Below are 21604 nucleotides of genomic sequence, written 5' to 3'. Positions count from 1 at the left end.
TATGGTCAGCGGGGGCCACGCCGGATCAATACGACAGCGACGAGTGCGCCGCAGAACAGCAGGGCCGCGGCGCCGGCGGTGAGGGTGAGCAAGCTGGTGGTGCGAGACTCGGTCGCCGGTGCGGCCACCGGTGTGGGCCGGGTGTGCTCACCGAAGGTTTCGTTTCCGGCGGCCAGGTAGACCGGGCCGGGTTCGGGGCTGCCGGTGATGGTGAGTTCGAGTTCGACGGGTACCGGCGGGGCGTCGATGCTGCCGGTGAGGGTGTGCGGACCCAGTTTCACGGCGATGTAGTACCAGCCCGGGACCGATTGCGCGGCAATCGCATCCGCGGAGGCGTCACGATTGCGGTAGCGGATGGGCACCGTGGCGAATGGGGAATCTGTGGGTATCGCCGTCTGCTTGCCGGTGTAACTGGTTCCGGCGGTGCGAAGTTCCGCGCGCCACGGCGTGTAGAGGGTGACGTTCGCCAGCGACGGCTCGTCGCTGTCTGTCTCGTGGAAGCGCACGCGCAGGCCCAGAGCCTGGCCCCAGTCCAATTTCACCTTGTAGAAGACGAATTCACCGCGGCGCAGGGTGTCGGCGTAACGCCCGGATCCGTCGAGGGTGGTTGCCAGATTGAAGGACCCGCTGCCGATCACCGGCACCGCGGGAGTCGTCGGCTCGGTGAACGCGGTCGGAGTCTGCTCGGTCGCGGGTCCCGCGTCGGAAACCCCGGGCTCGACGCCGACCATCAACTCGACGGGGAGTTGTGCTGGAGCATTGGCAGCTACATAGTCCCATTCGACGGCGAAATAATAGCGACCGCCACCTGTGCAACTGCCGGTCCCCGTCCGGGCCTGCGTCGCGCCGGTCCACACCTTGGCGACCGTGAGCGCGACGCCGTCGTCGGACCGGGTCGTCGTCTTGTGCGCGTCGACATGACAGTCGCGGCCGTCGGCGTCGAACAGCTCGAGCATCAGCCCGTTGCCGGAGAAGACGGCGTTCTTGCCACGTGGGAAGGCGACCGTGGCGCTGAGATACGCGGTCGAGCCGTCGGGAATGTCCAGGGCGTAGAAACGGCGCTTCTCGTGTTCGATGACGTCGAGGTACTGGCCGGGCGTCACCGGCGGTGCGTCTCGGTGGCTGCCGGTACCAGTGACCCGGGTGCCTGCCGGGTCGTAATTCCGCAACGCAGCAGCGCCGACACGTGGCAGCGCCCGGCCGAGGTCGGTTCCGTCGGTGTAGGTGCCGCCGGTGGTGTGCGCGATACAGGTCAGCTGGGCGCGGGCGCTGTCGTCGACGGCGAAACCGATGGCGTGTACGACGATTTCGTGTCCCTGCGCGCGTAGTTCCGCGGCGACCGCACAGGGGTCCGGCGGCGCGCAGGTGTCGAGTCCGTCGGAGACGAGCACGATCGAACTCGGTCCCGCCGCGGGCAGGGCCTCGGCCGCCGTTCGCAACGCCGTGCCGATCGGGGTGTAGCCGCGCGGGACGATCCCGTCGACCGTGGTGAGCATCGCGGGCTTGTCGACCGCTTCGGCGGTGCGCAGCACGCGGACATCCCGGCAGCCGGCGGCCTTGTCGGCCTCGGCGGATCCGGTGCCGGTACCGTACGCGGTCAACCCGATCTCGGCCTCGGACGGCGCGGCCGAGATCATCGCTCGGATGGCTGTCTTGGCGGCATCCATCTTGGTCCCGCCGCCGGAATCGGGCGCGAGCATCGATCCCGACGCGTCGAGTACCAGCATCGTCGGTGCGTACCGCGATTCCGGTTCTGGTTGGGCAGTGGCCGAGCCGAGGCCCGGGAACAGGACGATCAGTCCGGCCGCCACCACGCTGACGATCTTGGTGATTCGCACGAGCATTATGCTATGGCATAGCAGTGTGCGTCGAACAGACCCGGAATCCGGGGGGCCGCGCCAGAAAATGGCTGTGGGCCTGAGGATTACACAATCCGCAGGCCCACGATCCGGATCGTCAGTGCGAACCGCGGCGGCGCAGCAGCACGACCAGCACGACACCACCGACGAGCAGGACGAGCACCGCGGCGCCGGCGGCGACGGCCAGCGGGTCGATGCTGCCGGGCTCGGTGGCGGGGGCGGCCCGGGGTTCCTCGACGACCGGCTTGGCCTTGTCGCCGCCGAAGGTGGCGGTACCGGCGGCCTGGTAGGTCGGGCCGGACTCCGGGGTGCCGGTGACGGTGAGTTCCAACTCGATCGGCACCGGCGCGTTGCGGGCGGCCGCTCCGGCCGGGCTCAACTTGACCGCGATGTAGAACCAGCCGGGCACCGACTGCTCGCGCACGCTGACCACGTCGGCTTCCCGGTTGCGGTAGCGGATCGGGATGGTGCCGATGGACGCGTCGTTGGACGGCAGGATCTGCCCGCTGCCGGTGTAGGCGGCGGTGTCCATATCGATCTCGGTTCGGAACGGGGTGTAGAGGGTGGTCCGGACATTGGAGGTGTACTCGCTGCCGTGGTGCGGCGTGGGTGCGTAGCGCACCCGATAGGCCAGACCCTGACCCCAATCCAGTTTCACCTTGTAGAACACGAATTCACCGCGCTGCAAGGTATCGGTGTAGATGCCGGAACTCGGCAGCGCGGTCGCCACATTGAACGAACCGCCGCCGATCACCGGCTGGGCCGTGCCGGGCGGGGTGGTGAACTCGACCGGCTCGGTCTGCGCGGGCGCCGGACCGGGATCCGAGACGCCCGACTCCAGGCCGACATTCACCTCGAGTGTGAGCTGCTCGGGCGCCCCCGAACCGACCGAGGCCCACTCCAGTTCGAAGTAGTAGCGTCCGCCGCCCTTGCACTTGTCGGAGCTCGAGCTACCGGTCTTCTCCTCGGCGGCCTTGGTGAACACCTTGCCGACCGTCAATGCCACGCCATCGCCGGAGCTGGTGGCCTGCTCGTTCTCGTAGACATGGCAGTCGTGCCCGTCCGCGCCGTAGATCCGCAGGTCCAGTCGATTGTTGTCCAGCGCCGGGCTATTGGTGCGCGGGAACGACACGGTGCCGCTGAAGTAGGCGGTCGAACCGTCGGGGATATCGAGTGCGTAGGTGCGCTTGGTCTTCTGCGGTAGCACGTCGAGGTACTGGCCGGGGGTGACCACCGGTGCGGTGCGGTAGGTCTCGGTGCCCGTCACCCGGACGCCGGTGGGCGCGTAGTTGCGCAGCGCGGTCGCGCTGACCCGGGGGAGGACCTGCTCGAGGGTGGCACCGTCGGCCGCGTCGGTGTAAGTGCCGCCGGTGGTCTGCGCGATGCAGGTCAGCTGGGCGCGCGAAGCGTTGTCGACGCCGAAACCGATGGCGTGCATGACGATCTCGTGTCCCTGCGTGCGCAGCTCCTCGGCGACCTCGCACGGGTCGGGCGGCGAGCAGGTGTCCAGCCCGTCGGAGACCAGCACGATCGAGCTGGGCCCCTCCTTCGGCAGCGCCGCGGCGGCCTTGCGCAGCGAGGTGCCGATCGGGGTGAAGCCGCTGGGTACGATCCCGTCGACGGCCCCGGTGAGTGCCGCCTTGTCGATGGTCTCCGCCTTGCGCAGCACCGTGACGTCCTGGCAGCCCGCTGCCTTCTCGGCGTCCGAGGACCCGGTTCCGGTGCCGTACACCGTGAGTCCGACCTTGGACGCGTCCGGTGCGGAGCCGACGAAGGTGCGGACCGCGTTCTTCGCGGCGTCCATCTTGGTGCCACCACCGGGATCGGCGGCGAGCATGGACCCCGACGCGTCGAGCACGAGCATGGTCGGCGCGTACTCCGGATTGTTCTGGCCCCCCGGCGATTCCTGCGCGAGGGCGGGCGCGGCCCCCGGTAACAGACCGATCGCCCCCGCCGCGATCAGACCGACGATCCTCGCGCTGAGGCTTCTAGAGACCAGCGACACGCTATCCACTCCGTTTCCACCGCGTGTCGGACACACCCGGCGAAACGGACCCTACTGCAACCTCAGTTGCGATAGCCAGTCGAAAGTGAGGACAGCACATCGGGGACACCGAATGATATCCCCGATCGTGCCGGGCCGCTCAGGCGCTCGCGTTCTGCCCGTCGCGCCGGATCTCGACGATCGGCAAGGTCAGCGCGGCAGGCGAAGTCGCCGGGACCACCGGCTGCACTGGTGCGACCGGTGCGATGCGCTGGTAGCCAGACTCCTGCGCCGGGCGGGTGTCCTGCTCACCCTTGTTCGGCCAGTACGCGGCGGCGCGCTCGGCCTGCGCGGTGATGGTCAGCGACGGGTTCACCCCGAGGTTCGCCGAGACCGCCGCACCGTCCACGACGCTGAGCGTCGGATACCCGTACACGCGGTGATAGCCGTCGATGACACCGTGCGCGGCGTCCGCGCCGATCGCCGCGCCGCCCAGGAAGTGCGCGGTGAGCGGGATATTGAAGATCTCGCCCCAGCTACCGCCTGCGATACCGCCGATCTCGTCGGCCACCTTGCGGGTCACCTCGTTGCCGGCCGGGATCCAGGTCGGATTCGGTTCGCCGTGGCCCTGTTTCGAAGTCAGCTTGCGGCCGAAGACGCCGCGCTTGGTGTAGGTGGTGATCGAGTTGTCCAGGTGCTGCATCACCAGCGAGATGATGGTGCGCTCACTCCAGTTGCGAGTGGACAGGAAGCTGAACAGATCCAGCGGGCGGCGCAGCACCAGCAGCACGAAGCGCAACCAGCGCGGGATCTTGCCGCCGCCGTCGACCATCAGGGTCTGCAGCAGGCCCATGGCATTGGAGCCCTTGCCGTATCGGACCGGTTCGATATGGGTGTCGGGCGTCGGGTGGATGGAGGAGGTGATCGCCACGCCCTTGGTGAAGTCGACGCCGGGCGTGACTTTGCGCGTGGCCGCGCCGACGATCGACTCGGAGTTGGTGCGGGTGAGCACGCCCAGCCGGTCCGACAGATTCGGCAGCGTGCCCTTGTCGCGCATGGCGAACAGCAACTGCTGGGTGCCGCGCGTGCCGGCGGCGAGCACGACCTGCTTGGCCGTGAAGGTCTTGGGCTGCTTGCGCACCCACGCGCCGGTGCGGGTGGTCTCGACATCCCAGGTGCCGTCCGGCAGCGGCCGGATTCCGGCCACCGTGGTCATCGGAATGACCTCGGCGCCCGCGCGTTCGGCGAGGTAGAGGTAGTTCTTCACGAGCGTGTTCTTGGCGCCGAACTTGCAGCCGACCATGCAGTCACCGCATTCGACGCAGCCGGTGCGGTCGGGGCCGACGCCGCCGAAGTAGGGGTCGGACACGGTTTTTCCGGGCTCGCCGAAGAACACGCCGACCGGGGTCTGTACGAAGGTGTCGCCCACGCCCATGTCGTCGGCGACCTTCTTGAAGACCTCGTCGGCCGGGGTCATGTGCGGGTTGCGCACGACGCCGAGCATCTTCTGCGCCTGCTCGTAGTACGGGGTGAGCTCGTCGCGCCAGTCGGTGATCTCGCGCCACTGCGGATCCTGGAAGAACGGCTCCGGCGGGACGTAGAGGGTGTTGGCGTAGTTGAGCGAGCCGCCGCCGACGCCCGCGCCGCCGAGGATGAGCACATCGCGCAGCAGGTGGATGCGCTGGATGCCGTAGCAGCCGAGTTTCGGGGCCCAGAGGAACTTGCGCAGATCCCAGCTGGTCTTGGGCAGTTCGTCGTCGGCGAAGCGCTGACCGGCTTCGAGGACGCCGACCCGGTAGCCCTTCTCGACCAATCGCAGTGCGGTGACGCTTCCGCCGAATCCGGATCCGACGATCAGTACGTCGAAATCGGTCGCACGCTGGTCCATGTGGAGAACTCCTCGATGCCGGTCTTCTGTGACTGTCGGTAACACTACTCTCCGGTAGTGGTGCGGCTCACGCTCGGGTTTTCATCAATACGGTGGGCCGTCGATCGCGTCAAGAGCCGTGGGCAAGAGCAATGCTCGCAATTGTTGACATTGCTCTCTATCTGCGGCACGGTGAGAACCATGCCGACGACCCCGCGGGCCCGTGCTCGCGCCCAGACCATGCAGGACATCGTCCGGATCGGCCGCGAGCACCTGGCCACCGACGGCGCGGCGGCGCTGTCGCTGCGTGCCGTGGCCCGCGATCTCGGTGTGGTGTCCTCGGCGGTCTATCGCTACGTGCGCAGCCGCGACGAACTGCTGACGCTGCTGGTCATCGACGGCTACAACGCGCTCGGTGACGCGGTGGACGCGGCCCTCGCCGACGCACCCGACCAGCCGCGCGAGCAACTGCTGGTTCTGGCCCGCGCCGTGCGCGCCTGGGCCCGTGCCGAACCCGCGCGGTACGGACTGCTCTTCGGCACCCCCGTACCCGGATACGACGCGCCCGCCGACCAGACCGTCGTGCCCGGCACCCGGGTCATCGTTGCCATGCAGGCCATCTTCGCGCGCGCCTACGAACGCGGCCTGCTCACCGCGCCGGACCCGCTGCCGGAAATCTCGGCCGCCCTCTCCGGCAGCTTCGCGGTATTGCGCCGGGAGTTCGGGCACGACATCCCGGACTGGCTGCTGGTGCGCGGGGTGACGCTGTGGATCGCCCTGTTCGGTCTGGTCAGCGGTGACGTGTTCGACATGTACGGCGCCGACACCTTCGCCGATCGCGACGAGCTGTTCGAACTCCAGGTGGCGGCGCAACTGGACATGCTCGGCTTCCGCGGCTGAATCCCGTTGCAGCTCATCCCTGTTGCGCGATAGCAAACGAATTGTCCGGTGTCACAAGCGCTATTGCCCCGCACTGTGATCGGCGTTACCGTTACCCGCCAGTAGGGCCACGGCGCCGGTTCGGCGCCGAATCGAGCGGGGAATCATGCACGGACGACGACGTCTTCTGCGTGCCGCCATCACCTCGGTGGTGTCGGTGATCGCGGTCAGCAGCGGCCTGGTGGCCGTATCCACCGGGCAGGCCATGCCCGAGAGCGGCGCGCGGTGGACCGCCGCCCACGACGGCGAACCGGCCTATCCGAATGTCGCCATCGAATGGGACGTGCCGATCACCATGAGCGACGGCACGGTCCTGAAAGGCAATGTGTATCGCCCGGCCGACGCGGCGGGCCGGCCGATCAGCGAGCCGACTCCCACCATCGTCAACCTCACGCCGTATTCGAAACTGCTCAGCAATATCGCCGATTCGGCCATGAGCATTCCGATCCTCAGCGACGTCGTCCTGGGCGCGCTGCGCGATTTCGACCTGTCCGGACTCGGCCTCGGCGGCATCACCGAACTCACCAAGGCCCTGCCCGCCGGGCTGGGCCGCACCTTCAGCGTGGACCGGAAACTGGTGCGCGCCGGATACACCCAGGTGGTCGTCGACGTCCGCGGCACCGGCTTCTCCCAGGGGCAGTGGCAGGTCTTCGGCGAACGCGAACAGCGCGACGGCGTCGAGGTGATCGACTGGGCGGCCCGCCAGCCCTGGTCCAACGGCTCGATCGGTATGAGCGGTGTCTCGTACTCGGCGATCAACCAGTTGCAGACCGCCGAACGCAAACCCGCGGCGCTCAAGGCGATCTTCCCGATCGTGCCGGGCAGCGATCTGCTGCGCGATATCGCCGCCACCGGCGGCGGCATCGGCGTCGGATTCCTGCCGATGTGGCTGCTCGGCGTCAACGGCACCAAGCTGGTGCCGAACGTGCAGTCACTGCTGAACGGCAATTTCGACGCCCGCTGGCTGGCCGACCGTGCCGCCGATCCGCTCACCTTCTTCAATGTGCTGCTGGCCGCGCTGACCGTGCCGAGCATCGAGGAGATCCCGGATTTCATGCGCGATGTCTTGGACGACACCTCACCGATCCGCACCGCCTGGCTGGGCGACCCGCGGCGCATCGACATCCCGACCTTCGTCTACGGCGGCTGGCACGACATCTTCACCTACAGCTCGCCGCGGGTCTTCGACGCGGTGCAGGTGCCCGCGGGACAGAAGAAGCTGGTCATGGGCGACACCTACCATCTGACCACCGGCAGCGGCATGGGTGCCGCGGGTGGGCCGCCGCGGCTGGACGTCCTGCAACGCGCCTGGTTCGACAAGTGGCTCAAGGGAATCGACAACGGAATCGAGGAGTTCCCGGACGTCACCCTGTGGCAGCAGGGCGGCGCCTGGACCAGCACCACCGAATTCCCGCGCCCGGGAATGGAATACCGCCGGCTGTATCTGGATGCCGCGGTCTCCGGCACCGCCCGCAGCGTGCACGACGGATCATTGAGCGCCGCGCCCGGCCCCCCGGCCCGATTGACCGTCGCGCCCGGCCTGACCGGCCTGTGTTCCCGCGACGGCGCCACCGGCACCGCCGGGATGACCGCGGCACTGGATGTGTGCGCCAAGGACAATCGCGTCAACGAACTCAACGGGCTCACGTTCACCACCGCCCCCGTCGTTGCGCCGACGCAGATCTCCGGGCCGATTGCCGTGCATCTGAACACCGTGCTCGACGCCACCGACGGGTACTGGGCGGTGACGGTCAACGATGTCGCGCCCGACGGCCGGTCGACGGTGTGGACCAGCGGTCAGCTCCAGGCGTCGCTGCGCGCGGTCGACGAATCCAAGGCGCTGCGTTCGCCCAACGGCGACTACACCGACCCCTATCCCATCCTGACGCTGGCTTCCCGGCAGCCGCTCGTCCCCGGCGAACCGACAATCGTCGACATCGGCCTCCCCGCCACCGACGGCATCCTCCACCCCGGCCACCGCCTGCGCGTCGACATCTTCGCGCTGAACGCACCCCGCGGACTTCCCCTGCGCCCCTTGCTGAATGCCAGCGACCTGAAACCCCAGCACCTCGAGCTCGACCCGGATCGGCCGAGTTGGGTCAACATCCCGGTGAGTGGCAAGTCCGGCTGGTGACGATCAGACTGCACTCGATGGTCGCCGCCCGAGCGCACACTGGGTGAAGTGGGACACCACCGTGGATGCCTCTCGCGAAACGCCGCAGTCATGTCCCGTCTGACAGTCTGCACCACCATCGGTGACTTCGGGACAAGCGCTAGCCCGGCACGGTCACCGGGTCGAGGCAGCTGGCGAGGGCGTCGACGAACGAGCAGGGTTTCGGGTCGCGGGTGGGGCGGTAGTCGGCGGGGACGCCGCCGGTACGGGTGATCTCGGCGTAGGCGGGGACGGCGTCGGTCGGTTTGCGGGTGAGGGTAGGGTCGGTCAGCACGTCGACCGTGTAGAGGCCGAAACGTGGTGTGTAGGAACCCCACTCGTAGTTGTCGGTGAGGCTCCAATAGTTGTAGCCGATGAGATTCATGCCGTCGGCCTTGGCGCGCTGCAACCAGTAGACGGTGTCGCGCAGCAGATCCGCCCGGGAATAGCCGTCGGCGCGCGGGTGGCCGTTCTCGGTCGGCATGCCGTTCTCGACGATGTAGAGCGGTTTGCCGGGGAACGCGCGCGCGTAATGCTGGAGCGCGTAATAGATGCCCTCGGGTTGCAGCGAGTTCTTCCAGAGTTCGGCGAAACTGAAACCGCTCGTGAGGGTGTCGGGGGAGACGCCGTAGTAGTAGTCGATGCCGATGTAGTCGAGTTTGTGGGCGATGCGCGTCATCAGGGCACCGCTGACCAGATCGTCGGCCGTGGGAATGTAGGCGACATTGCTGGTCACCATGGCGCCGGGCTGCACCTGGTGGATGTAGTCGTAGATCGCGTTGTGGGACTGGGCGAGCCGGTCGTTCATGGCGGGCGCGTCGGCGACGGAGATACCGCCGTGGCGGGTCTCGTTGATGACGTACATGGCAGGCTCGTTGAACGTCACCCAGAGCGGGTCGGCGCGGGAGTAGCGGTCGACCACGCGGCGGGCGTTGGCCAGCCAGTCCTGCACCATGCGCGGGTTGGCCCAGCCGCCGCGATCGACCTCCCAGCCCGGGTAGACCCAGTGGTCCAGGGTCAGCATCGGGCGCATTCCGGCGGCGCGGATCGCGGCGATCACGTTGTCGTAGAACCGGAATCCGTTCTCGTCCCATTCGCCCGGGCGGGGCTGCACCCGCGCCCACTCGATCCCCATCCGGTACACCGAGACGCCGAGATTCGCGGCCAGCTGGATGTCGGAGGGGTATCGGCTGTAGAAATCGATCGATTCGCGGTACGGGTCCTCGGTCTTGCCCGCGGCCACGTACCGCGCCCAATTGCTGTCCGGCGCATGCCCTTCGGACTGATATCCGGAGGCGGCCACACCCCACAGGAAGTGCTCGCCCAACGGCTCGACCTGGTCCGGGGGAGCGGGTTTGGCCTGGGCCGTCCCAGTGGACCCGGCCAGCAGGCCGGCGGCGGTGGCGGACATGGCGGCAAGGGCTTGGCGACGGCTGAGCGAGCGCATGCCGGGGAGCCTAACTGGTCGACCGTCCGAACCGGGGGAGGATCGGAGATCGGCACGCCGAGGTAAAGGCAGGGGAGTGCGTGCGCGTATGTCGCGAAAAGGTTCCCGGCATAAGGACTTCGGCCGATTCCACTCGGTTGCACCCAAGTTATAGACATCCCTGTAGGTAGATATGCGCATCTAACTATGTATTGCTCACCTTTCTACCGAAACACCGGAAGACTGAGCACGACAGTGCAGTTCAATCATGAAAAGCAGCTTCGAGCGGGTCAGGCCGGGACGGTGACGGTGGCGACGAGGTAGCCCTTGGGGTCGCGCCAGGCTTCGCCGGGGTGGTGGCGGAACCAGTCCTCGATATCGGCGGTGAGGTCGGTGAGCACGGCGGCGCGGTGTGGATGGTCGGGGGCGATGCCGTCGAAGGTGAAGACGGATTCCGCGAAACGGATGAGCGGGTCGGGAGATTCGAAGACGAGAGCGTTGTCGCGGTGCAGCAGGCGGGCGGCGCCGAACAGCTCGTCGAGCAGGGGTGGGAGGGTGTCGGAGTCGACCGTGTACGGCGGCGCGTCGGCAGGGTCGATGCCGTAGGTGGCCGCGTGCGCGGTGATGAGCTCGCGGATGCGTGGGCAGGTGCGCGGTCGATTGACCACCAGGGTGATGGTGCCGCCGGGTTTGGTGGTGCGCCGGAACTCGGCGAGCGCGGTGGCGGGCTCCGGCACGTGGTAGAGCATGTGACGGGCGGTGAGCACATCGAAGGTGTTGTCCTCGAACGGCATCCGGGCGGCGTCGGCGCGGACGCCGTGCACTCCGGGAATGCTGTCGGCGGCGGCGACCATCGCCGGGGCGCTGTCCACCCCGAGCAGTGGTCCCCGATGGCCCGCAGCGGCCAGGTCGGCGAGGAAGCGGGCGTCACCGCAGCCGATATCGGCGAGGTATTCGGTGCCGTCGAGCTTCAGGGCGGCCAGGACGTCGGCGTGTGGATCATCGGGCCGTTCGGAGAACTGCCGATGGGTGTCGATCCGCACGCGCAGCGCGCTGGGGTCGGCGTATTCGGCTTCGAGCTGGCTGATCCCCGTTCGAGATGTCATCGGTGGTCCTTCGGGTCCAGTGGCCGTGGTGACTCCGCGTGTTATCTGGCGCGAGCGTACCGCGATCCGTCGCTGGGAAGTCCGGTTTCGTCGTCGAGGACGGGTTCGCCCAGCCCGGCGCGTTCGTGCAGCCGGCGCATCCAGGCGGGCGCCCACCAGCAGCGGTCGCCCAGTAGCTGCATGACGGCCGGGACGAGCAGCATGCGGATGAGGGTGGCGTCGATGAACAGGGCCGCGATCATGCCGAACGCGACGTACTGCATCATCACCAGGTCGGAGAAGGCGAACGCGCCGGTGACGACGAGCAGGATGAGCGCGGCGGCGGTGATGATGTTGCCGGTCTGGGCGGTGCCGATGCGGATGGCGTCGGTGGTGGTGGCGCCCAGGGCGCGGGCCTCGACCATGCGGGAGATGAGGAAGACCTCGTAGTCGGTGGACAGTCCGTAGATGATCGCGATAATGAGCACGAGCATGTTCGATTGGATCGGCTGCGGGGTGAATTCGAGCAGGTCGGCCAGATGCCCGTCGACGAAGATCCAGGTGAGGATGCCGAGGGTGCTGCCGAGGCCGAGGGCGCTCATGAGCGCGGCCTTGATCGGCAGTACGAGGGAGCCGAAGGTCAGGAACATGAGCGCGGTGGTGAGGAATAGGACCAGGGCGACCATGACCGGAATGCGGTACAGGAGTGCGTCGATGCTGTCTTTCTGCATGGCGGGCATGCCGCCGACGAGCATGGTGACGTCGTCGGGAATGTCTAGGTTGCGGAGGTAGTCGATGGTTTGCCCGGCTTGGTCGGAATCGACGAGCAGGGCGCTGGTCCGGTAGACGTCCTTGCGGGTCGACGATTGGGAGGGGATGGCGAAGTCCTGGGACAGGCCGGGTGCCTGGTCGGCCTGTTCGAGGATGGCTCCGATGGCGGGGGTGTTGCGGGAGATGAAGACGAGTTCGATGGGGTCGGAACGTTTCTGGGCGAATTCGGCGTCGATGGTTTCCTGGGCGAGGCGGGTGGGGTTGTCGGGCGGGAGATAGCGTTCGCTGAAGCCACCGAAGATGAGGTTGCCGACCGGGACGGTGAGCAGGAGCAGCAGAATGCACAGGGGGAGTGCGAGTTTGCGGGGGTGGCGTTGCACCCAGGCGGTGGAGCGTTCCCAGCGGTTGTCGTCGCGGGCGCCGTGGGGTGCGCGGCGGCGGGGCAGGCCGAGCAGGTCTACGCGGGGGCCGAGGATGGCGAGCATGGCGGGCAGCACGGTGATGGCGGTGAGCGCGGCCAGGGAGACGGTCGCGATGGCGCCGTAGGCCATGGATTTGAGGAAGGCCTGGGGGAACAGCAGCATGCCGCCGAGGCTGACGATGATCATGGTGGCGGAGAAGACGACGGTGCGTCCGGCGGTCTGGACGGTGCGGCGGACGGCGGTGGGTGTGTCGTGTCCGGCGGTGAGTTCTTCGCGGAAGCGGCTGACGATGAACAGCCCGTAGTCGATGGCCAGGCCGAGGCCGATCATGGTGACGATGGGTTGGACGAAGGTGTTGACCTCGGTGAGGGTGGCGACGTAGCGGACCAGGCCGTTGGCGCCGATCATGGTGAGCCCGCCGACGACGAGGGGCAGGGCGGCGGCTACGACGCCGCCGAAGATGAAGAACAGCAGCAGGGCGACGGCGGGCAGGGCCAGGATTTCGACGCGGTGGATGTCGTCGGCCATGGTGTCGTTGAGTGTGCCCGCGAGGGGTTGTAGTCCGCCGACCTGGACGTCGATGCCGGGAATGGTGAAGGCGTCCTTGACTTTCCGGTAGCTGCGCATGATGTCGGTGTCGTTGTCGCCGCGCAGGGCGAGCAGGGCGATGGCGCGGGTCTTGTCGGTGTTGGCGGCTTGGGCGCTGTGCCCGCGGGCGGTGACCGCGCGCCAGTAGGTGGCGTTGACGCCCGCGATCTGGTCGGGGTGTTGGCGGGGGAGCCGGTTGAGGCTGTCGGTGACGGCGGCGCTGAATTCCGGGTCGTCGATGGTCTTTCCGGCGGGCGCGGTGTAGAGGATGGCGACGTCGAAGTCGTGGTTGCGGCCGTAGGCTTGGTCGGCGATGCGGGCGGCTTCGGCGGATTCGGAGCTGTCGTCGAACATGCCGCCGGAGCTGAGGTGTTCGGCGAGGTCGGAGCCGTAGGCGCCGAGGGCGAGCAGGGCGGCGGTGACCAGCCCGAGGACGAGGAATCGGAGTCGTGCGACGAGCGCCCCCCAGTGCACGAACATCAGCGTCTCCTGCTGTCGGGGATCGGGGGTGTCGTGCTCGATGCCGTGTCGCCGCTGTGCATTCCATCAAAGGTACCGATTTTCGCGGTGTGCGCGCCGGTGTGCGAGCGGGTTCACGGTGAGGTGCCGCGGGCCGCCCAGGAGTGGGTGGCCCGCGGCTGGAAAATCTGTGCCAGTGCGTGATTCAGCCGCGGAACCACATGGGGCGCAGGACAGGTCCGTCTTCGGGGAGCGCGATGAGTTCGCCTTCGAGGGCGAATCCGCAGCGGGTGTAGAGGTGGGCGGAGCGTTCGGTGCTGGCTTCGAGGTAGGTCGGGAGTCCATCGGCGGCTGCGGCGTCGGCGCGGTCGGTGACGAGGGCGGCGCCGGCGCCTTTGCCGCGGTGTTCGGGCAGGGTGACGATGGCTTGGAGGTAGCGGTGTGGGAATTCGGCGGGGTGGGTTTCGCTGAGGAGGCCGGTGAGTGCGCGTAGTCGGCGCAGGCTGGGGTGTGGGGCTTGGTCGTAGAGGTCGCGGAGGTAGGCGGCGTCGCGGTGCAAGCGGTCGTGGGTGTGCACGGTCTGCCAGAGGGAGACGGCCCAGATTTCGGTGCCATCGCCGGCGACCCAGATTTCGTCGTCACGCAGGGCGTCGGCGATGGTTTGGGGTGCGAAGACGGTGCGGTATTGCTCGACGATGCCGGGTTCGTTGTCGGTGATCCATGCGGTGACGGCTTCGTCGGCGCCGGCGCGGGCGAATACCTGTGTCACCGTGTCGAGTTCGTGTGGTTCGGCGCGGTGCAGGTGTATCTGGGTTCCCATCTCGCTGACCTTTCTGTGAACGGTGTCTGCGATTGCCAAGGTATGGGGGTGGTGACGGGTTTACGACAATTTCGTCACACTAGAAGGCGTGATGAAAACGCAGCAGTCGCGGTGTGTCGTGTGCGGTGCGGAGGTCGAGCATCCGGTACGGGGCCGGCGGCGGCGGTATTGTTCGCGGTCCTGTCAGGCGCGGGCGTATCGGGCGCGGCGGCGCGCGGTACCGGCGCAGCGCCGGAATCCGCCGCGGCGGCTGACCACGGTCGCGGTGGTGCGTGCGGCGGTGGCGCTGGCGGATCGGGAGGGGTTGGAGGGGTTGTCGATGCGACGTCTGGCGATGGAGCTGGGTGTGGCGACGGCGGGGCTGTATCGCCATTTTTCCGATCGGGATGCGTTGCTGGCCGAGATGGCGGAGTTGACGTTGGCCGAGTTGGCGCCGCCGGCGCCGGAGGTGCTGGGCTGGCGGGCGGTGCTGGCGCACGAGGCGCGCGGTGAGTGGCAGCTGTATCGGCGTCATCCTTGGATGTTGCCGGTGCTGGCGCAGACGCGTCCGCCGATGGGCCCGACGCTGCTGGATTCGCTCGAGCGCCCGTTCGCGGCACTGCACTATCCCGGTATGCCGCCGAAGGATTTGATCACTGCCTATCTGGCGGTGTCGGGCCTGGTCCAGGGCCTGGCCCTGCTGGTCACCTCCGAGCATCGCCCGCTGGGCACGAAGTCCACCGCCGAGGAGATCGCCGCCCTGGTCACCCCCGCGGCCTACCCGATGCTGACCTATGTATTCGAGTCCGGCACTGCCGAGTTGACCCTGGACCTGGACCTTCTCCTGGACGACTGCATCGCCCTGCTCCTCGACGGCATCGCGGCCCGGCACTTCCCCGATGGGCTGTTCAGCCGGTGCGGACTCCGTCCGACGGGGGAGCCCACCGCATGACCGACGACGTCTTGAGTCTCCTGCGCCGTGCCGTCGACCTGTTGCGTGCGGACGCGGTCGCGGTGAGTGGTCTGACAGTCGATGATGTCCGGGGCGAGATCAGGCTCCGGGAGTGGAGATGGCGCTGTATGTGCTGATCACGATGTACGAGGGTCGGCCGCTGGTGGGTTCGGCCGAGGTCCTCGAGGTGGTGTCCGCGAGTCGCTAGTTGTTGGCGCGCCGGATGGCGCGGGCGACGAGGTGGCGGATGCCGGGCAGGGCGATGGTGCGGAGCATGAGTTCGCTCATTTGGACGTGGTAGGTGGTGGGTGGGGCGAAGCGGGCGATTCCTTTGCGGGCCAGGGCTTGTCGTTTGGTGACTTCGGGGCGCAGGGCGGTTTCCCAGGCGGTGAGGGCGGCGGGCAGGTCGCCGGGGTGGGCGGTGAGGGTGGCGCCGAGGTGGTCGGCGCCGTGCAGGGCGAGGGCGGCGCCGTAGCCGGCGAAGACGGTGACGCACCAGGCGGCGTCGCCGAGCAGGACGACGCGGCCGTGGTGCCAGTGGTCCATGACGATCTGGCCGACGGTGTCGAAGTAGGCGTCGTCGGGGAGTTGGTGCAGGGCGTGTGCGATGCCGCCGCCGAGGTCGCCGAACGCGGTGGTGAGGGCTGGTCGGGCGTGGGTGTCGTAGCCGCGGTAGGTGAAGAAGGCGGAGGAACGTCCGGGTCCGAGGTTCATGACGGCGGCGGTGCGGCGCGGGCCGAGGAAGGTGGCGCCGGTGCCTTCGGCGACGTGGTCGGAGACGTCGGTGAGCGGGAATGCCGCGACCATGTGCTCGAGGTCGAGGAGGTAGTCGGTTTCGGGTCCGAAGGCCAGTGCGCGGATGGCGGAGTGCACGCCGTCGGCGCCGATGAGCAGGTCGGCGCGTTCGGTGCTGCCGTCGGAGAGGGTGACCTCGACGCCGTCGGGGTCCTGTTCGAGGCTGTGCACGGTGGTGTCGAATCGTAGGTCGACGGTGGCCGAAACCGCCTCGTAGAGTGCGGTTTCCAGGTCGCCGCGGAACAGGCTCAGGGCGCGGGCGCCGACGGCCTGCTGTGCGACGGCGGCCGGGATGGTGAATTTCTCGCGTCCGTCGGGGTGGACGAGGGTGGAGGTGAAGAATCCGATGTCCTTGGCGCGTAGTGCCGGTAGGAGTCCGAGTCGTTCGGCGGCGTCGTATCCGGGGCCGTGCAGGTTCAGCAGGTATCCGCTGCTGCGGCGTTCGGCCGCGCGTTCCAGGACCAGGACGTCCCAGCCGGCTCGGTGCAGGCGTAGTGCGGCAGCGAGTCCGGCGATTCCGGCGCCGGTCACGATCACCCGTTGAGTTGTCACGGTGTGTTCCTCCATTCCGATGTTGCGTCAACCATAGGTTGACGCAACAGGGTCGTCAACTTTGAGTTGACGACTACTTTGTCTTGCTACAGAACAAACTCCGGCCAACTTTTCCGAAAGTCCACCCATCGCCCGACAAAGAGGCGTTCAATCTCGCTATGCGGATCGCGACTCGACCCGAAAATGCCCACCAGGTAAGGCTTTTGCGGCTACTGCGCGATCGCGGCCCGCAATCACGCTCGGAACTGGGGCATCCGATGGAGCTGTCCCGCTCGAAACTCGCCGTCGAACTGGACCGCCTGGCCGAACTCGGTCTCGTCGAAGCGGGCGGGCTCGCAGCCTCGAGCGGCGGGCGGCGTTCGGCGATCGCGCGACTGGCCGCGGGCCTGCGCTTCGCGGCCGTCGACATCGGCGCCACCTCCATCGACGTCGCCGTCACCGACGGCGAATTGCGCGTGCTCGGACATCTGTGCGAGCCCTGCGATATCCGGCAGGGCCCGGCGGCGGTCCTGGAGCGGGTCCTGGACCTGCTCGGCAAACTCCGCGCCGAACACGCCGCCGGTGGCCGCCTGCACGGCGCGGGCATCGGGGTGCCGGGGCCGGTGAGCTTCCGCGACGGCATTCCGGTCTCGCCGCCGATCATGCCCGGCTGGCACCGGTTCCCCGTCCGGGAGGTGGTCGCCCAGGAACTCGGCTGTCCGGTCCTGGTCGACAACGACGTCAACCTGCTGGCACTGGGCGAAATGCACTCAGGCTCAGCACATTCGGTCGCCGACTTCCTGCTGGTCAAGATCGGCACCGGGGTCGGCTGCGGAATCGTGGTCGACGGCGGGCTGTATCGCGGCGTGTCCGGCAGCGCGGGCGATATCGGGCATATCCGCATCGCCGAGGACGGACCGGTCTGCGCGTGCGGCAACACCGGCTGCCTCGAGGCCTACGCGGGTGGGGCGGCGCTGGCCCGCGAGGCCACCGCCGCCGCGCGCGCCGGACGCTCGGCCGTGCTGGCCGAACGCCTGGCGCGCGCGGGCAGTCTGAGCGCGGTCGATCTGGCCGACGCGGCCGCCGCGGGAGACCCGGTGGCGGTAGCCATGATTCGCGAGGCGGGCGCGCACCTGGGCACGGTGCTGGCGGGGCTGGTCAGCTTCTTCAACCCGGGGCTGGTGGTGATCGCGGGCGGGGTCACCGGTTTCGGGCACCCGCTGCTCGCGGAGATCCGCAGCGTCGTCTACCGGCGCTCACTACCGCTGGCCACCGGCAATCTGCCGATCGTGCTCTCGGAGCTGGTCGGGGTCGGCGGTCTGATCGGCGCGGCCCGGCTGATCAGCGACCACGTGTTCAGCGTGGCGTGAGCGGCGAGGAGATCGGCCATGGACACCGTGCTCACCATGCGGGGCATCGTCAAGCAATTCCCGGGCGTGCGGGCCCTGGACCAGGTCGATCTCGAGGTGCGCGCCGGTGAGGTGCACTGCCTGCTCGGACAGAACGGCGCGGGCAAATCGACACTGATCAAAGTGCTTTCGGGTGCGCACCAGCCCGACGCGGGGGAACTGCGCTGGCGCGGGGAACCGGTGCGGCTGTCCGGGCCGGCGGCCGCGACCCGGCTGGGCATCGCCACGATCTATCAGGAACTCGACCTCTGCGACGGCCTGAGCATCGCCGACAATATCTTTCTCGGACATGAGCATTCGCGTTTCGGCTGGACCCGGCGCGGCACCGCCGCCCGGGCGGCCACCGAGCTGCTCGCCCGCCTCGGACATGCCGAACTCGATCCCGCCGCCGCGGTGGGCCCGCTGCCCACCGCGGCCAAACAGGTGGTCGGTATCGCGCGGGCGCTCTCGCACGACGCCCGTCTGATCGTGATGGACGAACCCTCGGCGGCGCTGGGCAACGACGAGGTGGCCAACCTGTTCCGCATCATCGGCCAGCTGCGCGGCGAGGGGGTCGCGGTCGTCTACATCTCGCATCGGCTCGCGGAGATCCGGGCCATCGGCGACCGGATCACCGTGCTCAAGGACGGGCGCACCGTCGCCGCCGGTCTGCCCGCCGCGACCACCGGCACCGAGCAGGTGGTGTCGCTGATGACCGGCCGTACCGACCTGCGCGCCGCCGCCGCCCGCGACACCGCCTCGGCCACCGCCGAGGTGTTGCGTGTCGAGCAGCTGAGCCTGCCCCGGCGATTGCATGACCTGTCGTTCACCGTGCACGCCGGGGAGATCCTCGGCCTGGCCGGACTCGTCGGCGCGGGCCGCTCGGAAATCCTCGAAACCGTCTACGGCGCACGTCGTCCGGCCGCGGGCCGGGTCACCGTCGACGGGCGCCGGGTTCGTCCGGGCAGCACCCGCGCCGCCGTCGCCGCCGGGCTCGGCCTGGCTCCCGAGGAACGCAAATCCCAGGGCCTGTTCCTGTTGGAATCGGTGGGCCGCAATATCTCCGCCGCTTCGCTGCCCCGCTATTCGCGGCTGGGGTTCTTCGATCGCCGCCGCGAACGCGCCGATACCCGCGCCGCGCTCGCCCGGGTGGGTGTGCGCCCGCCCGACCCGGCGCATCCGGTGCGCGAGTTGTCCGGCGGCAACCAGCAGAAGGCGATCCTGGCGCGCTGGCTGCTCGACGACGCGCGGGTCCTGCTGCTGGACGAACCCACCCGCGGCGTGGATGTGGGCGCGCGTGCCGACGTGTACGCGCAGATCCGCCGCCTGGCCGACCGCGGGGTCGCGGTGCTGCTGGTCTCGAGCGACCTCCCCGAACTGCTGGCGCTCTCGGATCGGGTGCTGGTGTTGCGCGAGGGCGTGGTCATCCACGCCGCGCCCGCGGCCGAGCTCACCGAGAGCGCCGTCGTCGGCATGATCATGGAAGGAAGTGCCCTGTGAGCGCACCGGATCGAGCGGCGCCAAATGCGGCGGTCGTGGTGGCGGCGCGCGGCCCGGCGGGTATCGCGCGCAGAGAGTTCCGCAAACACGCGACGCTGGTGGCCGCGCTCGCGGCGCTGGTCGCGGTCGGCGCGATCACCAAGGGCGCGGATTTCCTGTCCACCGGCAATCTGATCACCATTCTGACCCTGGCCTCGGTGATCGGCGTGGTCACCGTAGGGATGACGTTCGTGATCGTCGGCGGCGGCATCGACCTGTCGGTGGGTGCGATCATCGCGCTGTCCTCGGTGTGGTGTACCACCACCGCGACCCAGTCCTACGGTGTGGCGGGCATGGTGTTCAGCGCGCTGGCCGTCGGCGCGGCGTGCGGTCTGCTCAACGGCGTGCTCATCGCCTACGGCACGCTGGTGCCGTTCATCGTCACTCTGGCCATGATGGTGGCCGCGCGCGGTCTGGCGGAGGAGATCTCGGGGCGGCAGTCACAGCTGGTGACCACCGATCTGCTGAGGCTGGCCCAGGACCGGGTGCTCGGTGTCCCGCTGCTGGTGTATCTGTTCCTGGTCGTGGTCGCGCTCGGCTGGATCCTGTTGGAGCGCACCACCTTCGGGCGGCGCAGCTGTGCGGTCGGCGGCAATCCGGAAGCGGCGCGGCTGGCCGGTATCGACGTGCGCCGCCACACCCTGCTGCTGTATGTGATCTCGGGGGTGTGCTGCGGGATCGCCGCGGTCATGCTCACCGCGCAGACCACCACCGGCGCCAGCACCAACGGCCAGCTCTACGAACTGGACGCGATCGCCGCGGTGGTCATCGGCGGCACCCTGCTCAGCGGTGGCTACGGCACCATCACCGGGTCGATCCTCGGCGTACTGGTGTTCACCGTGATCGAGGATCTGTTCATCCTCAACAACCTGGCCCAACCCATCCAGGCGATCGGCAAGGGCGCGATCATCGTCGCCGTCCTGCTGTTCCAGCGCTTCGGCCGCGCTCGGGCCGTCCCCGTTCTCACTTGAGAATCGTTCACGCACAAAGGAATACGATGAGCACCCTGTCTTCTCCTTCCCGTCGCGGTCTGCTGCTGGGCACCTTGGCCGCAGGCGCCGGTCTGGCCGCGGCGGCCTGCACCTCCAACGAGACCACCTCGAGCACCCAGGTCGCCGGGCCCGGCGCCGACAACGCCGCCGCCGGGCCCGAGGTGCGGATCGGGTTCTCCGCACCCGCCGCCGACCACGGCTGGACCGCCGCCATCACCCGCAACGCTCGCGCCCAGGCGCAGGGGTTCGAGGATGTGGAACTCGACCTGACCGAGGGCACCAACGATGTCGCCCGCCAGATCGAACAGGTGCAGACCCTGATCAACCAGAAGGTCGGGGTGCTGGTGATCCTGCCCTTCGACGGCAACGCGCTCACCGAGGTCGCGAAAAAGGCGATGGCCGCGGGGATTCCGGTGATCAACCTGGACCGGGTGTTCGCTTCCGCGCTGGCCTACCGCACCTGGATCGGCGGTGACAACTACGGCATGGGCGTGAACGCCGGTAACTTCCTGGCCGCGCGGATGCGGGAGCAGAAGATCGCCGACCCGGTGATCGTGGAGATCGCAGGCATCGACAACCTGGCGCTGACCCAGGAGCGCAGCGCCGGATTCCGGGATGCGATCGCGGCGGCCGGATTCCGGATCGCGGCCCGCCAATCCACCGATTTCACCGCTGCGGGCGGGCAGCAGGTGGCCAGTCAGATGTTGCAGGCGGTCAAGAAGATCGACGCCATGTGGAATCACGACGACGACCAGGGCATCGGCGTGCTGGCCGCGATCCGCCAGGCCAGTCGGGCCGGGGAATTCGTGATGGCCGGCGGCGGCGGATCCACCCAGGCGATGAACGAGATCAAATCCGGCAATTCGCCGTTGCGGGCGACGGTGCTCTACAGCCCGGCCATGGCCTCCTCGGCGGTGGCGTGCGCGCGGCTGCTGGGTCAGCGCAAAGCCCTCGGCGATCTCGCCGAACACGATGTGCCCGCGAAGATCACCACCTACTCCGCGGTCGTCACGAAAGACAATGTGGATCAGTACTTGGCCAACGGGTACTGATCCG

The 21604-nt window shown here is 68.4% G+C and carries 15 protein-coding genes; 7 read left to right on the top strand and 8 right to left on the bottom strand.

Translation table 11 applies throughout. The features are described 5' to 3' along the window. Nucleotides 1-5 precede the first annotated feature (5 nt). From ACFVMC_RS14125 to ACFVMC_RS14115, 3 genes are all read right to left on the bottom strand, one after another. Nucleotides 6-1838 (bottom strand): VWA domain-containing protein, encoded by a 1833-nt coding sequence (locus ACFVMC_RS14125; protein WP_379210194.1) that lies wholly within the window; start codon nt 1836-1838, stop codon nt 6-8. 118 nt (nt 1839-1956) lie between these two features. After that, the gene (locus tag ACFVMC_RS14120) at nt 1957-3873 is read right to left on the bottom strand and encodes a VWA domain-containing protein (protein WP_379210193.1); all 1917 of its coding nucleotides are present in this window, start codon (nt 3871-3873) and stop codon (nt 1957-1959) included. 130 nt (nt 3874-4003) lie between these two features. Continuing rightward, nucleotides 4004-5731 (bottom strand): GMC oxidoreductase, encoded by a 1728-nt coding sequence (locus ACFVMC_RS14115; protein WP_379210191.1) that lies wholly within the window; start codon nt 5729-5731, stop codon nt 4004-4006. 180 nt (nt 5732-5911) lie between these two features. Here ACFVMC_RS14115 and ACFVMC_RS14110 point away from each other — a divergent pair, with 180 nt between their 5' ends. Both ACFVMC_RS14110 and ACFVMC_RS14105 read left to right on the top strand, forming a co-directional pair. Continuing rightward, a complete protein-coding gene (locus ACFVMC_RS14110; protein WP_379210189.1) occupies nt 5912-6610 on the top strand; it encodes a TetR/AcrR family transcriptional regulator in 699 nt (232 codons plus the stop codon). 145 nt (nt 6611-6755) lie between these two features. Beyond that, on the top strand, nt 6756-8783 hold the full coding sequence (locus tag ACFVMC_RS14105) for a CocE/NonD family hydrolase (RefSeq protein WP_379210187.1): 2028 nt from the start codon (nt 6756-6758) through the stop codon (nt 8781-8783). Nucleotides 8784-8922: 139 nt separating this feature from the next. On the opposite strand, the gene ACFVMC_RS14100 is transcribed toward ACFVMC_RS14105, so the two are convergent. The 4 genes from ACFVMC_RS14100 to ACFVMC_RS14085 all read right to left on the bottom strand — a co-directional run bounded on the left by ACFVMC_RS14100 (nt 8923) and on the right by ACFVMC_RS14085 (nt 14372). Further along, nucleotides 8923-10248, bottom strand: coding sequence for a family 1 glycosylhydrolase (locus ACFVMC_RS14100; RefSeq protein ID WP_379210185.1), 1326 nt, complete (start codon nt 10246-10248; stop codon nt 8923-8925). A gap of 269 nt (nt 10249-10517) precedes the next feature. Continuing rightward, entirely contained in the window at nt 10518-11333 is an 816-nt protein-coding gene (locus ACFVMC_RS14095) for a class I SAM-dependent methyltransferase (RefSeq protein WP_379210183.1), read from the bottom strand. Nucleotides 11334-11374: 41 nt separating this feature from the next. Continuing rightward, nucleotides 11375-13573: an MMPL family transporter gene (locus ACFVMC_RS14090; RefSeq protein WP_379210182.1), complete on the bottom strand. Its 2199-nt coding sequence runs from the start codon at nt 13571-13573 to the stop codon at nt 11375-11377. 184 nt (nt 13574-13757) lie between these two features. Beyond that, nucleotides 13758-14372 carry a GNAT family N-acetyltransferase gene (locus tag ACFVMC_RS14085; protein WP_379210180.1) on the bottom strand — a complete coding sequence of 205 codons (615 nt, stop codon included), beginning with the start codon at nt 14370-14372 and terminating at the stop codon, nt 13758-13760. A gap of 91 nt (nt 14373-14463) precedes the next feature. Here ACFVMC_RS14085 and ACFVMC_RS14080 point away from each other — a divergent pair, with 91 nt between their 5' ends. Continuing rightward, entirely contained in the window at nt 14464-15303 is an 840-nt protein-coding gene (locus ACFVMC_RS14080) for a TetR/AcrR family transcriptional regulator (RefSeq protein WP_379210578.1), read from the top strand. Nucleotides 15304-15507: 204 nt separating this feature from the next. On the opposite strand, the gene ACFVMC_RS14075 is transcribed toward ACFVMC_RS14080, so the two are convergent. Continuing rightward, on the bottom strand, nt 15508-16650 hold the full coding sequence (locus ACFVMC_RS14075; protein ID WP_379210178.1) for an FAD-dependent oxidoreductase: 1143 nt from the start codon (nt 16648-16650) through the stop codon (nt 15508-15510). 257 nt (nt 16651-16907) lie between these two features. On the opposite strand from ACFVMC_RS14075, the gene ACFVMC_RS14070 reads away from it, so the two are divergent. From ACFVMC_RS14070 to ACFVMC_RS14055, 4 genes are read left to right on the top strand one after another with little or no spacing between them, the layout of a single operon-like run. Further along, on the top strand, nt 16908-17999 hold the full coding sequence (locus tag ACFVMC_RS14070) for an ROK family protein (RefSeq protein WP_379210176.1): 1092 nt from the start codon (nt 16908-16910) through the stop codon (nt 17997-17999). Nucleotides 18000-18017: 18 nt separating this feature from the next. Further along, nucleotides 18018-19517 carry a sugar ABC transporter ATP-binding protein gene (locus tag ACFVMC_RS14065; protein WP_379210174.1) on the top strand — a complete coding sequence of 500 codons (1500 nt, stop codon included), beginning with the start codon at nt 18018-18020 and terminating at the stop codon, nt 19515-19517. Beyond that, nucleotides 19514-20527, top strand: coding sequence for an ABC transporter permease (locus ACFVMC_RS14060; protein ID WP_379210172.1), 1014 nt, complete (start codon nt 19514-19516; stop codon nt 20525-20527). The genes ACFVMC_RS14065 and ACFVMC_RS14060 overlap by 4 nt, the downstream gene beginning before the upstream one ends. Before the next feature lie 26 nt (nt 20528-20553). Beyond that, complete coding sequence (locus ACFVMC_RS14055) at nt 20554-21600, top strand: substrate-binding domain-containing protein (RefSeq protein WP_379210170.1); 1047 nt, start codon at nt 20554-20556, stop codon at nt 21598-21600. Nucleotides 21601-21604: the final 4 nt, after the last annotated feature.

This window comes from Nocardia sp. NPDC127579, from assembly GCF_042672005.1.
Lineage (GTDB): Bacteria > Actinomycetota > Actinomycetes > Mycobacteriales > Mycobacteriaceae > Nocardia.
This window is presented reverse-complemented; position numbering and strand designations above follow the sequence as displayed.